This window comes from Mycobacterium hainanense (assembly GCF_041890355.1).
In the GTDB taxonomy this organism is placed as follows: domain Bacteria; phylum Actinomycetota; class Actinomycetes; order Mycobacteriales; family Mycobacteriaceae; genus Mycobacterium; species Mycobacterium hainanense.
In genome coordinates this window covers 1122302-1136570 of sequence record NZ_CP169059.1, presented here as the reverse complement: position 1 = coordinate 1136570, position 14269 = coordinate 1122302, and the positions used below count along the sequence as shown (strand labels likewise).

General features: G+C 66.7%; 11 protein-coding genes. 6 read left to right on the top strand and 5 right to left on the bottom strand.

Features of this window, described 5'->3' with window-relative positions; all coding sequences use genetic code 11:
- Positions 1–18: 18 nt before the first annotated feature.
- Positions 19–936 carry an SAM-dependent methyltransferase gene (locus ACEL92_RS05490; protein WP_374024634.1) on the top strand — a complete coding sequence of 306 codons (918 nt, stop codon included), beginning with the start codon at positions 19–21 and terminating at the stop codon, positions 934–936.
- 31 nt (positions 937–967) lie between these two features.
- Here the strand turns inward: ACEL92_RS05490 and ACEL92_RS05485 are convergent, their stop codons facing one another.
- On the bottom strand, positions 968–2911 hold the full coding sequence (locus ACEL92_RS05485) for a fumarylacetoacetate hydrolase family protein (RefSeq protein WP_374024633.1): 1944 nt from the start codon (positions 2909–2911) through the stop codon (positions 968–970).
- Complete coding sequence (locus ACEL92_RS05480) at positions 2908–5166, bottom strand: ATP-dependent DNA ligase (RefSeq protein WP_374024632.1); 2259 nt, start codon at positions 5164–5166, stop codon at positions 2908–2910. The genes ACEL92_RS05485 and ACEL92_RS05480 overlap by 4 nt, the downstream gene beginning before the upstream one ends.
- Positions 5167–5301: 135 nt before the next feature.
- Between ACEL92_RS05480 and ACEL92_RS05475 the strand changes: the two genes are divergently transcribed.
- From ACEL92_RS05475 to ACEL92_RS05455, 5 genes are all read left to right on the top strand, one after another.
- Entirely contained in the window at positions 5302–6810 is a 1509-nt protein-coding gene (locus ACEL92_RS05475) for a mannitol dehydrogenase family protein (RefSeq protein ID WP_374024631.1), read from the top strand.
- Positions 6807–7664 carry an HAD family hydrolase gene (locus ACEL92_RS05470; protein WP_374024630.1) on the top strand — a complete coding sequence of 286 codons (858 nt, stop codon included), beginning with the start codon at positions 6807–6809 and terminating at the stop codon, positions 7662–7664. Before ACEL92_RS05475 ends, ACEL92_RS05470 begins: the two co-directional genes overlap by 4 nt.
- Positions 7665–7770: 106 nt before the next feature.
- Positions 7771–9183, top strand: a complete 1413-nt coding sequence (locus ACEL92_RS05465) for a mannitol dehydrogenase family protein (RefSeq protein ID WP_374024629.1) — start codon at positions 7771–7773, stop codon at positions 9181–9183.
- Positions 9180–10091, top strand: a complete 912-nt coding sequence (locus ACEL92_RS05460) for a carbohydrate kinase (protein WP_374024628.1) — start codon at positions 9180–9182, stop codon at positions 10089–10091. Before ACEL92_RS05465 ends, ACEL92_RS05460 begins: the two co-directional genes overlap by 4 nt.
- Before the next feature lie 89 nt (positions 10092–10180).
- Positions 10181–11089, top strand: a complete 909-nt coding sequence (locus ACEL92_RS05455) for a Ku protein (RefSeq protein ID WP_374024627.1) — start codon at positions 10181–10183, stop codon at positions 11087–11089.
- A gap of 18 nt (positions 11090–11107) precedes the next feature.
- On the opposite strand, the gene pstA is transcribed toward ACEL92_RS05455, so the two are convergent.
- From pstA to pstS, 3 genes are read right to left on the bottom strand one after another with little or no spacing between them, the layout of a single operon-like run.
- Positions 11108–12010: a phosphate ABC transporter permease PstA gene (gene pstA, locus ACEL92_RS05450; protein ID WP_374024626.1), complete on the bottom strand. Its 903-nt coding sequence runs from the start codon at positions 12008–12010 to the stop codon at positions 11108–11110.
- Positions 12007–13005, bottom strand: coding sequence for a phosphate ABC transporter permease subunit PstC (gene pstC, locus ACEL92_RS05445; RefSeq protein ID WP_374024624.1), 999 nt, complete (start codon positions 13003–13005; stop codon positions 12007–12009). The genes pstA and pstC overlap by 4 nt, the downstream gene beginning before the upstream one ends.
- 6 nt (positions 13006–13011) lie before the next feature.
- Positions 13012–14127, bottom strand: coding sequence for a phosphate ABC transporter substrate-binding protein PstS (gene pstS, locus ACEL92_RS05440; RefSeq protein ID WP_374024623.1), 1116 nt, complete (start codon positions 14125–14127; stop codon positions 13012–13014).
- Positions 14128–14269: the final 142 nt, after the last annotated feature.

Below are 14269 nucleotides of genomic sequence, written 5' to 3'. Positions count from 1 at the left end.
CACATCGAAGGAGAAAGCATGGCACGAACCGAGGGTGACAGCTGGGACCTCGCCAACAGCGTGGGAGCGACGGCCACCATGGTCGCCGCCGCCCGGGCCGCCGCGAGCAGGCATCCGCAGCCGGTGGTCACGGACGAATTCGCCGAACCGCTGGTGCGTGCCGTGGGGCTGGACGTGTTCACCAAGCTGGCCAACGGTGAACTGGATCCCGGCGACCTCGAACGGGACGTCGGGTTTCTCCGGATGGTCGACACGTTCGCCGCCCGCGCCCGCTATTTCGACGACTATTTGGCCGCGGCCGGCCAGGCCGGCCTGCTGCAGGTGGTGATCGTGGCGTCGGGGCTGGATTCCCGCGCCTACCGGCTACGCTGGCCGATCGGCACGACGGTGTACGAGATCGATCAGCCCGAGGTGATCGCGTTCAAGATGGCGACGATGGCGGAGATCGGGGCGGCCCCCGCTGCCCAGCTCCGGACCGTGGGCATCGATCTCCGGGAGGACTGGCCTGCGGCACTGCAGGAAGCGGGCTTCGATCCGACCCATCCCACGGCATGGCTCGCCGAAGGTGTCCTTATCGGATGGCTTCCACCGGAGGCCGAGGTTCGGCTGCTGGATTCGATCATCCCGCTATCCGCCGAGGGCAGCCGGTTCGCCGCCGACTTCGGGACCGTGACGGGAAGTTCGCCGCAGGACCGGGAGCAAGCCCGACTGACGGCCGAGGGCTGGCGACGGTGGGGACTCGAGATGGATCTCACCGGCTTGACGTACCCAGGCGAGCACACCGACGTCGCCGCGCTGCTGCACGAGAACGGTTGGGAAACCACGGTATCCCGGCTCACCGACCTGTTCTCCGCGGCCGGCCTGCCGGAGCTGGGGGAGGCTGCGCAACATGTTCCGGCCACCACAATCAAATTCGTTCGGGCCGTGCGGGTCTAGCCGGCCCGAAAACCGTCGCGGCCGTGCGGGTTTAACCGCGAGATCTTTTGGCCAGCCACTCGGCCTGCATCACCAGGAGGGCCATGGCCTCGAGCCGCGGCGTCTGGGGGTCCAGTTCGCGATACCGCTGATAGACGTTGACGACGGCCCGCTCCGCATCCAGCCACGCCGCGTACTCACCGAGGTCGATGGTGTCGGCCGCCTCCGACCACGACAGCCCCTTGCGGTATGCGGCCTCGGCCTGTTCGGAGATATGCGCGAGATACCCACGCACCGAACGGATTCCGTCAGGATCGCTGACGGGGCCGTGTCCGGGCACGACCGTCGGCGCGTCGAGTGCGATCATCGCATCACACGCGGCGATCCAGTTGGCGATCGGGCCGGCCCACACGATCGGGGTGCAGCCGATGAACAGCAGGTCGCCGCCGAAGAGCACCCCCGCGTCGGGCACGTGTACCACCGAATCAGCGGCGGTGTGCGCGGGACCGAGGTTCAACAGCTCGATGCGCCGCCCACCCACGTCGATGGTCAGCTCGCGGTCGAAAGTCTGGTCGGCGTTGCGCACCGTGATGCCGCTGAAGTCGAAGTATCCGAAGCGGTCTCGCGTGTAGGGAGTCGCGACCGGACCGAGGTTGGCGGTTTGCGCCATCGCCAGCATCTCGGGCGCCATGCCGTGCGCGATCTCCTCGGCCGTGCCCGTTGCGGCGACAATCCGCACCGAGGCGCCGAGCAGTTGGTTGCCGTGGGTGTGGTCTCCGTTGGAGTGGGTGATCAGCGCGTCGGTGATGGGCGCCGACGAGGTGATATCCCGCATCGCGGCAAGCATTTCGCGGGTCAACGCCAGGTCGAACAAGGTATCCACGAGCAGCGACGCGCCGTCGCCGGCGACCAGTCCGGCGTTGCTCCACCCGTAGCCCCCGTCCGGCAGCGTCCACGCCCATATCCGATCGGCGACCTCGTGCAGGCCGCGGGTGTAGGGCACTTTGGCGGGCGCCCGATTCACCCGCGCCGCAGGAGGCGCGGCGTCCGGATTGGGCCGGGCCGCCAACGGATGTGGCGCGGGGGTGGCGCGCACGGTTTGCCGCGTCTCCCCGAGTCCCTCGACGCGGAGGGTGACAACGTCGCCGTCGTGCAGCCAGCCGGGGAACGAGTCCAGCGCCGCCGGGTTGAGATGCTCGACGAGCGTGCACGTCGGGACGGTGCCGGAGCCGATGACGTCGCCGGGCGCGAGAGCCACGCCGCGCGACACGTAGGAGATCACTTCGCCGAAGCTCCAATCCATTTGGGCGGTGGACCCCGAACCGATCACGGCGTCGTTGACCAGTGCGGTCACCCGCAGCTCCAGTCGGCCGGTCCGCCGGTACGGCTCCAGCTCGTCGGGTGTCACCAGGTACGGGCCGAGCGTGACGCCGCTGTCCTTGCCCTTGCCCTGGCCGATCCCGAGTTGGCTTTCCATCTGCTGCAGGTCGCGCGCAGACCAGTCGTTGAAAATGGTGTAGCCGATGATGGCCCGTTCGGCTTCGTCGACGGTCAGGTCGCGCCCACCGGTTCCGATGATGGCGGCGATCTCCAGTTCGAAGTCCTGCCAGGCGCTTCCCGGGGCGGTGGGCGCGTCGTCGTAAGGGCCTAAAACCGTTGCCGGACAGGCGAAGTAGAACGCCGGTATGCGGTACCAGGTGTCAGCGAGCGTGCGCCCCGCGCCCAGCGCGGCCTGGCAGTTGCGCATGTGATCCAGAAAGCACAGGGAGTCGCGGATGGATGGCGGCCGCGGGATCGGCGCCAGAAGCCGCACCGCGCCCAGCGGCACGGTCGCCGCGGGGGCACGCAGCGCCTCTTCGCCTGCGGCGCGCAACCCGTCGGCGCCACGGCCGATCAGGTCGAGCAGCGTCACGCCGGCGGGCATCGCGTAGACATTGTCACCGGAGAGCACCCCGGTGCGTTCGCCGCCGGCGTCGAGGTAGGTCACCCATTTCATTCCCGCACCACCTCACTGGGCTCCTTGTCCGGCCGCAGCCCACGCCAACTCGATTGGCGCAACCGGTCATCAGGCGTCCACTCGCTGTAGCGCACCTCCCCCACCAGCACCGGCTCGACGAATGTCACGCCCCTGGCCTCGCTGCGGGGAAGAGGCGGCGTAAAGGGAGATCGGTCGGTGTGCAGGGGCGCCAGGGTCTTCTTCAAGCTCGCCAGGTCACGTTCGGTGAACCCGGTTCCGACCCGCCCCGCGAAGTGCAGGCCGCCGTCGGTCGGGATGCCCATCAGCAGGGAGCCGATGCCGCTGCTGCGTCCGCCCTCGCCGGCCTTCCAGCCGCCGATGACGACTTCCTGGGTGTTCCAATGTTTGTCCTTGATCCACGACGCCGAGCGCCGGCCCGGTTGATAGGTGGAATCGCGCTTCTTGGCGACGACCCCCTCCCAACCGTGCTTGCCTGAGTGCTCCAGCGCCTGTTTCCCGTCACCGGGCAACAACTCGGGCACGATGAGCTCGCTGCCGACGGCCAGCGTTTCCAACAGCTTTCGGCGGTCCTGATAGCGCGCCCGCAGCAGCGAACGGCTGTCGAGGTAGAGCAGGTCGAACGCCCAAAATTGGACGCGACTGCCGCGGCCCCGGTTCTGCATCGCATGAAAGCTGGGCACGCCTGAGGCGTCCAGGACGACGGCCTCCCCGTCGAGCACCACGTGGTGCTCGGCCAGATCGTGTGCCAGCGAACGCAATTGGGGGTATTCGTTGGTGACTTCCCGGCCGCGGCGGGACCGCACCCGCAGGCTGCCGTGGTCGATTTCGACGAGCAGCCGGTAGCCGTCCCATTTGCCTTCGAACGCCCACTGGCTCGCCTTGCACGCCCCGATCGAGCCGTGGCTGGCGAGCATGGGCGCGATCCCGTCGAAGTCGAAGGTCTTCTGCTCCTTCATGCGGTGGGCCAGCCACTGGTTGCCGTTGGTTTGGATCAGCGCGTAGCGACCGGAGATCTTGTGGCCGTGCAGATTGACGATCACCTCGTCGTCGAGAAACTTCTCCGCCTCATAGGTCCCGGCGTCCCAGATGATCACCTTCCCGGCGCCGTACTCTCCTTTGGGTATGTTGCCTTCGAAGGTGGCGTATTCCAGCGGATGGTCCTCGGTGTGCACCGCCAGGTGGTTCACCGATGTGGTTTCGGGCAGGTTCTTCGGGACCGCCCACGAGACCAGCACGCCGTCTTTCTCCAGCCGGAAGTCGTAGTGCAGCCGGCGGGCGTGGTGCTCCTGGATGACGAACGAATTGCCCTGGCCGGTTTCGGGTTTCGCGCGCGGGACCGGCTCCGGGGTCTTCGACGCGTCCCGCATGCTGCGGTACTTGGTCAGCCGGTCGGGGGCGGCGACGTCGATGTCCAGCGCCGCCAGCAGATCGCCGTCGCGCGCCACCCGGTCCAGCACCTCGTCGTAGCGCAACTGACGCAACGACGCCGGGTCGTCGATCTCCTGCCACGTGCGCGGGGCCGCGACCGTCGGGTGTTCGCGCCCGCGCAACGAATAAGGGGCGATCGTGGTCTTGGCGCCGTTGTTCTGGCTCCAGTCGAGGAACACCTTGCCCGCCCGCAGGCTTCTCGTCATGGTCGATGTGACGAGCTTGGGCATAGACTTTTCCAGTTGCTGGGCAACGCGTTTCGCCAATACCGTCGCGCCCTTGCTGCTCACCGGTTCCGCCAGCGGCGCGTAGAGGTGCAGGCCCTTGCTGCCGCTGGTGAGCGGAAAAAGAGTCAGCCCGATCCCGTCGATGAGGTCGCGGACGGCGTGGGCCACCTCAGCCAGCTGGGCCATGGTCACACCGTCGCCGGGGTCGAGGTCGAACACCAATCGGGTCGCCGGACCCGGCTTGAGCTCTTCGGCCTTGCTTCGGGTCCACTCGGCGACGAACCGCCACTGGGGCACGTGCACTTCCAGCGCGGCCTGTTGCGCGATCCACGCCAGCCCGTCGAGGCTGTCGATGATCGGATACGTGGTGGTCCCCGACCGGTGCGTGACACTGGCGCGGGGCAACCATTCCGGCGCCGAGGAAGCCAGCTGCTTCTCGAAAAACGACGACTCCGCAACGCCATTCGGCCAGCGCTTGCGGGTGGCCGGGCGTCCGGCGACATGCGGGATCATCACCTCGGCGATGCGGGTGTAATAGTCGAAGACGTCCCGCTTGGTGGTCCCGGTGGCGGGATAGAGCGCCTTGTCGGCATTGGTGAGCTTCACCCGGGGCGCCATGGTGTCAACCTACGCGTCTGAGCAGCGATGATCGCTACCCACCACGGATTATGTCTCAAACGTAAATTTCTGTGACATCGGTTACGAAGGCGTTAGACCCGCGGCCACCACGGGCACGGGTTAGCAATGCGCATAATGTCCAGACGTCCAGAAGGCGGCGTCCCCCTCAACAATGCCACCCTGCCACTGCACTCCCAGCGAATCGCGGTACCCACATACGAGAGGTCTGCCCTGCGGCGCGGTGTCGTTCACATCGGCGCGGGCAACTTCCACCGGGCACATCAGGCCGTCTACTTCGACGACCTTGCCCGCTCGGGTATTTCGCATCGGTGGGGCGTCACCGGTGTCAGCCTCCACTCCCCGAGCGCCAAAGACTCGCTGTCGGCGCAGGACGGGCTGTACACCGTGGTACAGCGCGGTCACGACGGCCAGACCGCGCGCGTGGTGGGTTCGATCGGCTCCATCCATTTCGCCCCGAACGATGATGCGGCTGTCCGCGCCGCCCTGGCAGATCCGCAAACCCGCATCGTCAGCCTGACCATCACCGACAACGGGTACTTCCTGGATCCGGTCACCGACCAGTTCAACGTTGACCACCCCGACGTGCGCGCCGACCTGGTCGCGTCCGGTGGCTATGCCACCGCGTGGGGTTATCTGGCCGAGGCTCTCGACCGGCGCCGGCGCGCGGGGTTCGCGCCGTTTACCGTGCTCTGCTGCGACAACATCCCCCGCGACACCCGCCCGGCGCGGACCGCGCTGGTTTCGTTCGCCGCGTGCAAGGACCCGGGGCTCGCCCGCTGGATCGAAAGGCATGTCGCCTTTCCGTCGACGATGGTCGACCGCATCACCCCGCAAACCTCGAATTCGGAGCGCAAGTTCGTCGAGCAGACGTTCGGCGTGGCCGACAGGTGCCCGGTCGTGACCGAACCGTATCGCCAATGGGTGATCGAGGATTCGTTCAGCAATGGTCGGCCGCCGCTCGAGGAGGTCGGCGCCGAATTCGTTGCCGATGTCAGCGACCACAAGCTGATCAAGACGCGCCTGCTCAACGGAACCCATATCGCGCTCGCATGCTTGGCGACGCTGGCCGGTTACCAACGCACCGACGAAGCGATGCGCGACCCCGTCATCTTCGACTACGTCGAGACGCTGTTGCGCGAGGAGATTCAGCCATTGCTGCCCGCGGTACCGGGGATGAACACTCCGGAGTACCGGGCCACACTGCTCGACCGGCTCAGCAATCCCAGCATGAGCGACCAGTTGTCGCGGCTCGCCCGGCGGGGGACGACCAAGATCACCTCCTTTGTGCTGCCGTCCCTGCAGGAGGCGGTCACGCAGGGCAGACCGCACACGCTGCTGACTTTGGCTGTCGCCGGATGGGCCCGGTACATGCGCGGCCACGACCTGCAGGGCCGTCGGCTCCGCCTCGAGGACTCGCAGGCGATCCCGATCGCTAAGTTGGCCAACATGGCCCGCAACAACCCTGACCCCCTGCTCCGGCACGCAATGTTCGCCGAGCTACGTGCGGTTCCCGGTTTCGCGCGGCGCCTCGGCGACATGATCGCCGATATCGACACGCGCGGCGTGGTGCCCACGCTGCGTGACGCGATGCGCGACCACGAGCGACAGTTGGTGGCACGATGAACACTCACCTGACCTTTGTGCGCACCTTCGACCCGGCGCCGATCACCACCTTGCTGTGTGACGCCGACGACAACCTGTTCGCCTCGGAGAGGCCGGCGTTTGAAGCGTCGACCGAGGTGATGAATCGTTTCCTGGCCAGGTTCGGCGTGACCGCCCCACTCGACTCGGAGGAGTTGCGTAAGCGGGCCGTCGGAAAGAACTTCCGCGCCATGGCTCTCGACCTGGCCAACCGGTGCCGCCTACCGCTCGATCGCACGTTGGCGCAGGGCTTTCCCGCGGCGGTGGTCGCCTCGGCCGACGACGTGGCGAAGGGCAACGCGGTGTCGGCCGACGAGCTCGAGCAGTGGGTGCGCGAGGAGCGCGAACGGGTCACCGCGCATCTCGCCGTCACGCTGACGCCCGACCCGCGGGTGCTCGAACCACTGCGCGACCTCGCCCGGCACTACGCGCTCGCGGCCGTGAGCTCTAGCGCCACCAAGCGCCTGCGGGCCTGCTTCGCCGCCACCGGCATCGACGCGCTGATACCGGAGGCGGTGACGTTCAGCGCGGAGGATTCGCTTCCGGTGCCGACAAGCAAACCCGACCCGGCGGTGTATCTGCATTCCGGTCAGGTGATGGGTGTCGCGGCAGAAGAAGGGCTGGCCATCGAAGACTCCGTCGCCGGAGTGAGCTCCGCGGTCGCGGCCGGCTATGCCACCGTGGGCAACCTGATGTTCGTGCCACCTGACGAACGAGATTGCCGCCGAGCGGATTTGATTGATGCGGGCGCGGTCGCGATAACCGATTCGTGGCGTGCGCTCGCCGATGTCCTGCTGTCGTCGGCCGTGCCGACCGGGGGCTCCCCGGTCACGTAGGGCATCGGTTGGCCCAAGCCGCCGGGCTTCGGCCCGGCCGTCGTACCGTCGAGAGGTGCTGCGAGCCCGTAACGATCGGGATCGTGGCCCGGTGAGGAGTTGGCCGATGGTGGCTAGCGCGATCGACCTGAACAATGCGTCGCTTTCCGAACTGCCGATCGATGCGCCGAACTATGACCGCGGTGAGGTGACCGTCGGTATCGCGCATATCGGCGCCGGTCATTTCCACCGGGCGCATCAGGCTGCGTATATCAACCTGCTGCTGCAGCAGGGGCTGGCACGCGACTGGGGCATCTGCGGCGTGGGCGTGATGCCCGCCGACTGGACCATGCGCGACGTTCTCAACGATCAAGACGGCCTCTACACGCTGATCTTGGAGAACCCCAACGGCAGCCGGGACGCGCAGGTGATCGGGTCGATCGTGGACTACCGCTACGCCCCGGACGATCCGGAATCAGCGTTAGAGGTGCTTACCGCCGCCTCCACCCGGATCATTTCGCTGACCATCACCGAAGGTGGGTACCGCGACCCCGATGGGCCGGCGTTCGCGTTGATCACCGAGGCGCTCGCCAGGCGGCGCGATCGAGGAGTGCCCGCACCGACGATCGTTTCCTGCGACAACATCGAGAACAACGGCGAGGTCGCCAAGCGCACCGTGCTCGCTAGCGCCGAACGCAGGGATCCCGCGTTGGCCGAGTGGGTGGCGCAGAACGCCCGCTTTCCCAGTTCGATGGTCGATCGCATCACTCCGGCAACGACTTTGGAGATGGCCGCGGAGGTGCGGCGCGATTTCGGCGTCGGTGACCGGTGGCCGGTGGTGGCCGAACCCTTCACCGCCTGGGTGATCGAAGACGACTTCGCCGACGGCAGGCCCCCGCTGGAGCGGGCCGGGGTCCTGATGGTCGACGACGTGCGCCCGTACGAGCTGATGAAGCTGCGGATGCTCAACGCGGGGCATCAGTGCCTGGCCTACTTCGCCCATCTCTGCGGCTTCCAGTTCGTCCACGAGGCGGCGCGCGATCCCCTCTTCGCCGCATTCCTGCTCTCGTACTTCGAAACCGAGGCCATCCCCACCTTGCCGCCGGTGCCGGGAATCGACCTGCACGACTTCGGCCGCACGCTGGTCGAGCGGTTCGCCAACCCGGCCGTACGCGACACCGTCGCGCGCATCTGCGCCTACTCGTCGGACCGCATCCCGAAATGGCTGTTCCCCGTCATCTGCGACAACCTGGCCAACGACGGGCCGGTTCAACTGGCGGCCGCGGCTGTCGCCAGCTGGGCGCGCTACGCCGAGGGCACCGACGAATGGGGTAAGCCGTACGAGGTGGTGGACCAGCTGGCTGATTCGCTCATCCCGATCGCCAGGTCGCAACACCAGAATCCCACCGCGTTCATCGAGGTGACCGCCGTGTTCTGCGATCTGGCCCACCAACCACGGTTTGTCGACGCGTATAGCTGGGCGCTGGATTCGTTGCACACCAAGGGAGCTCGGGCGACGCTGGAGGCCCTGGTGCGATGACGAGCGGATTGGTGATCGGCGAATCGCTGATCGATATCGTCGACGGCGACGAACATGTCGGTGGCAGTCCGCTCAACGTCGCGGTCGGACTCGCCCGGCTGGGCCGCGACATCGATTTCCTGACCTACATCGCCGACGACCCACACGGCCGGCACATCGCCGATTATGTGAAAACTGCTGGCGCACAGCTTGTCCCGGGCAGCATTGCGGCGATGCGGACACCGACCGCGGTAGCGACACTGACCGAGGATGGCTCCGCCACCTACACGTTTGACCTTCAGTGGCGGCTTTCCGGCACACCCGAGGTCCCGCCGCCGGCGGTGGTGCACACCGGGTCGATCGCCTCCGTACGCGAGCCGGGCTGCCTGGCGGTCGCGGCGTTGGTCGACACGTACCGACTCTCGGCCACGGTGTCCTTCGATCCCAACGTCCGGCCGTCGCTGATCGCCGACCGCGATTCGGCCCGCGTGCGTATCGAGCACCTGGCCGAGCGCAGCGACATCGTGAAGGTCAGCGACGAGGACCTGCGCTGGATCGACCCCGAGCACGACCCGGAACAGACGGCCCGGGCATGGCTGGCCTCGGGACCGGCGATCGTCGTGGTGACGATGGGTGCGCGCGGTGCGGTTGCGCTGTGCTCGGCCGGCGAGGCGCGCGTGGCCGCCAGGCCGGTCCGGGTGGTGGACACCGTGGGCGCCGGCGACGCCTTCATGGTCGGCCTGTTGGACGCGCTGTGGGGAATGGAATTGTTGGGCGCCGACCGGCGGCCCGCCCTGCGCCGCATCTCGATCGACGCCCTGACCGGAGCGCTCGAGGCGGCCACGCTGTCGTCTGCGGCGACCGTGGGCCGCGCCGGGGCGCAGCTGCCCGACCGCGCCGAGCTGCGGGCCCAGGCAAACCGGGGGTAGCTTCCCGGCCGGCTTCGATGCGGTCACGAGCTGGGCGCAACGGCCCCGCGTCCTGTTAGCCGGCGAACAGTATGGGCATACTGACTTACATGCGCTCCATCTGGAAGGGCTCGATCGCATTCGGGCTGGTCAACGTCCCGGTCAAGGTGTACAGCGCCACCCAGGACCACGACATCAAGTTCCATCAGGTGCACGCCAAGGACAACGGCCGCATCCGATACCAACGCGTGTGCGAGGTGGACGGCGAGGTCGTTGAATATCGAGACATCGCCCGGGCCTTCGAATCCGACGACGGTCAGATGGTCATCATCACCGACGACGACATCGCCACCTTGCCCGAAGAACGCAGCCGGGAGATCGAGGTGTTGGAATTCGTTCCGGCCGAAGAGGTCGACCCGATGCTGTTCGACCGGAGCTACTTCCTGGAGCCGGATTCCAAGTCGTCGAAATCGTATGTGCTACTGGCAAAGACGCTTGCCGAGACCGATCGGATTGCGATCGTCCACTTCACCCTGCGCAACAAGACCCGGCTGGCGGCGTTGCGCGTCAAGGACTTCGGCAAGCGCGACGTGATGATGGTGCACACCCTGCTGTGGCCCGACGAGATCCGCGACCCGGACTTCCCAGTGCTCGACAAGGAGGTCGAGATCAAGCCCGCGGAACTGAAAATGGCCGGTCAGGTGGTGGAGTCGATGGCCGAAGACTTCAACCCGGACCGATATCACGACACCTACCAGGAGCAGCTGCAGGAGCTGATCGACGCGAAACTCGAAGGCGGCGAAGCGTTTACCACCGAGGAGCAGCCGAAGGAGCTCGACGAGACCGAGGACGTCTCCGACCTGCTCGCCAAGCTGGAGGCCAGCGTAAAGGCGCGTTCGGGCGACGGCGAGGCCTCCGCCAAGAAAGCCCCGGCCAAGAAGAGCACCGCGAAGAAGACCACCGCGAAGAAGACGACGGCGAAGAAAGCACCCGCGAAGAAGGCCGCGTCGAAGTCCTGACCCGGACCGGTCGCGCGCTCAGCGCCGGCGCATCGCCAGGAACCGGGTCGCCGCCGCGATCAGGTTGATCGCGGCGACCATGATGATCAGGCTCAGCGCCGCACCCCAGATGCGCAGGAAGCCGGCGTGCTCGGGGTTGGTGAGCTCGGTGTAGATCAGCAACGGCAGCGATGCCATGTTGCCGTGGAAGATGTCGACGTTGATCGACCGGCTGTAGCCCACCAGCACCAGCACCGGGGCGGTTTCCCCGATGACCCGCGCGACCGACAGCAATACGCCGGAGACGATGCCGGGCATGGCGATCGGGAACACGATCGCCATGATGGTCTTCCACTTGGGAACGCCGAGCGCGTAACTGGCCTCCCGCAGGTCGTCGGGCACCAACCTGAGCATCTCCTCGGCGGAGCGCACCACCACCGGCAGCATCAGCAAAACCAGCGCCAGCGAGACGGCGAAGGAGCTCTGCTGGAATCCCAGCGTGGCGATCCAGAGGCTGAAGACGAACAACGCCGCCACAATCGAGGGGACCCCGGCGAGCACGTCGACCATGAAGGTCGTCAGCCGCACCAGCCGGCCCGAACCGTATTCCACCAGGAAGACCGCGGTCATCAGCCCGAGCGGCACCGACAGCAGCGCGGCTACCCCGGCCTGCACCATCGTTCCGTACAGCGCGTGGTAGATCCCACCGGCGAACTGCTCGGGCAGGATGCCGTGCAGCGAGTGGGTCCACCAGCCCGTCCGGGTGACCGCATACCAGCCCCGGGCGATCACGACCGACAGCACCCAGACCAGCGGCACCAGCGCGATGAGGAACGAGGCGACGAAGAAGATCGTCGCGGCGTCGTTCGTGAGCCGCCGCCGGATGCTGACCGGCCGGAACGCCTGGGTTTTGACGGGCCTATCGAAAACGTTGGCCGTCATCCGTTCACCTTCCCGCCGGCGACGGCGCGAGCCAGTGCGTTGACGACGAACGTCAAGACGAACAGCGCGAACCCGGCGGCGATGTAGGCCCCGGTGGGCAACGGTTCACTGAATTCGGCTGCGGCCGAGGCGATTTTCGAGGCGAATGTGTAGCCGCCGTCGAACAGCGACCAGTTTCCGGGGCGTGCTGCGGAACGCAAGATGATCAGCACCGCCACCGTCTCGCCGAGCGCTCGGCCCAGCCCCAGCATGGACGCCGCGATCACACCGCTGCGGCCGAACGGCAGCACGGTCATCCGCACCACCTCCCACTTGGTGGCCCCCAGCGCCTGCGCGGCTTCCATCTGCATGTGGGGCGTCTGCCGGAACACCTCGCGCGAAACCGACGTGATGATCGGCAGAATCATCGCCGAAAGCACGATGCCCGCGGTGAAGATGGTGCCGCCACCGGCCAGCGACACGTTGCCCTGCTTGAACAGGAAGAACCAGCCCAGGTGACGATTGAGGAACGCGGCGACGGGCTCGATCTTGGGGGCCAGCACGAAGATGCCCCATAAGCCGAAGATGATCGAGGGCACCGCGGCCAGCAGGTCGACGATTGCCCCGAAGGGGCGAGCCAGCCGCTTGGGCGCGTATTGGGTGAGGAACACTGCGATACCCACCGCGATCGGCACCGCCAGCACCAGCGCAGTGAGGGAACTGAGCACCGTGACCATCAACAGATCACGGATGCCGAACGCGAGCCTGCCGGGGTCGGTGGTACTGAACTGGGCGCTGGTGAAGAAGTTCGCGTGGTTGGCCCGCAGGGACGGAACGGCACGAATCAGCAGGAACACCGCGATCAGCACGATCGCGGCCACGATCGTCGAACCGGCAGCGGCGGCCGCTAACTTGAACAGCCGGTCACCCTGTCGGCCTGACGGTGCACCCAACGCCTTGAGCGCGGGCTTTTCCGTGGTCGACGGGCTGGCTACCGCTCCTCGGGTCACGACCACCTCAAATCACGTGATGGCGTTGATCGAAGCCGACAGTCTCGACTTGAACGAATCCGGGATGGGAATGTACCCATTGTCGGCCAGGCCACTCTGCCCGGCACCGATCGTACTTTGCAGGAACGCCTTGACCGCAGTGCCAACCTGGGGGTCGGGATACTTCGAGCAAACGATCTCGTAGGTCGCCAGGACGATCGGGTAGGACCCGGACTGGGTGGGCTTGTAGAAGGAGAGCGTGTCCAGCACCAGGTCGTTGCCCTGCCCGCTGATCTTGGCGCCGGAGATGGTCTTGCCGACCGAGTCGGCGCTGATCGCCACCGCGTCCGGGCCGGCCGACGTGACGACCTTGGCCATATCCAGCTTCTGCGCCTGGGCGAACGACCACTCGTTGTAGGTGATCGACCCCTCGGTCGCCTTGATGGCCGCCGACGTGCCGTCGTTGCCCTTGGCGCCCTCGCCGACACCACCTTTGAACGTCTTCCCGGCGCCCTTGCCCCACGCGCCGTTCGAGGCCGCGTCAAGGTACTTCTGGAAGTTGTCCGTGGTGCCGGATTCGTCGTTGCGGAACACCACATGGATCGGCTCGGCGGGCAACGTGACACCGGAGTTCAGCGCCGCGATTGCCGGGTCGTTCCAGGTCGTGATGGCGCCGTTGAAGATTTTCGCCGCCGTGGGGCCGTCCAAGCTCAGCGAGCTGAGACCCTTGACGTTGTAGGTGATGGCGATCGGGCCGAACACCACCGGCAGGTTCCATGCCGGGGAGCCGCAGCGCTGCTGCGCCGCGGCGTATTCCTTTGCCGCGAGCGGCGAGTCCGAGCCACCGAAATCGGTTTGGTTGCCGTTGAATTCACTGATCCCCGCACCCGACCCATTGGCCGTGTAGTTCAACGTCTGACCCGGGCACGCCTGCTCGAAGGCGTTGACGAAGCGGGTCATGGCGTTGGCCTGCGCGGTCGACCCGCTGGCCTTCAGCGTCTTCTTGCCGCCGCAGCTGACCTTGCCCGACGCCGACCCGCTCGTCCCGTTGCTCCCGCCGCCCACATTGTTGTCGCTTCCGCACCCCGACAACGCCAGCGCAGCAGCGGTCAGGACGCTCAGCGCGGCACCGAATCGGTTGAGTTTCAAGTCACTTCCTAACGGTAGGGATGAAACATGATTGGCGACGTTCTCCTAGCCGCTACCCGGCGATGAGCCGTCTCTCGCAGCAAGGAAGCTAACAGCAAGAAGGTTAACGTTGGGCAAATTGCTGCCGGCCGATTGTGGCTGG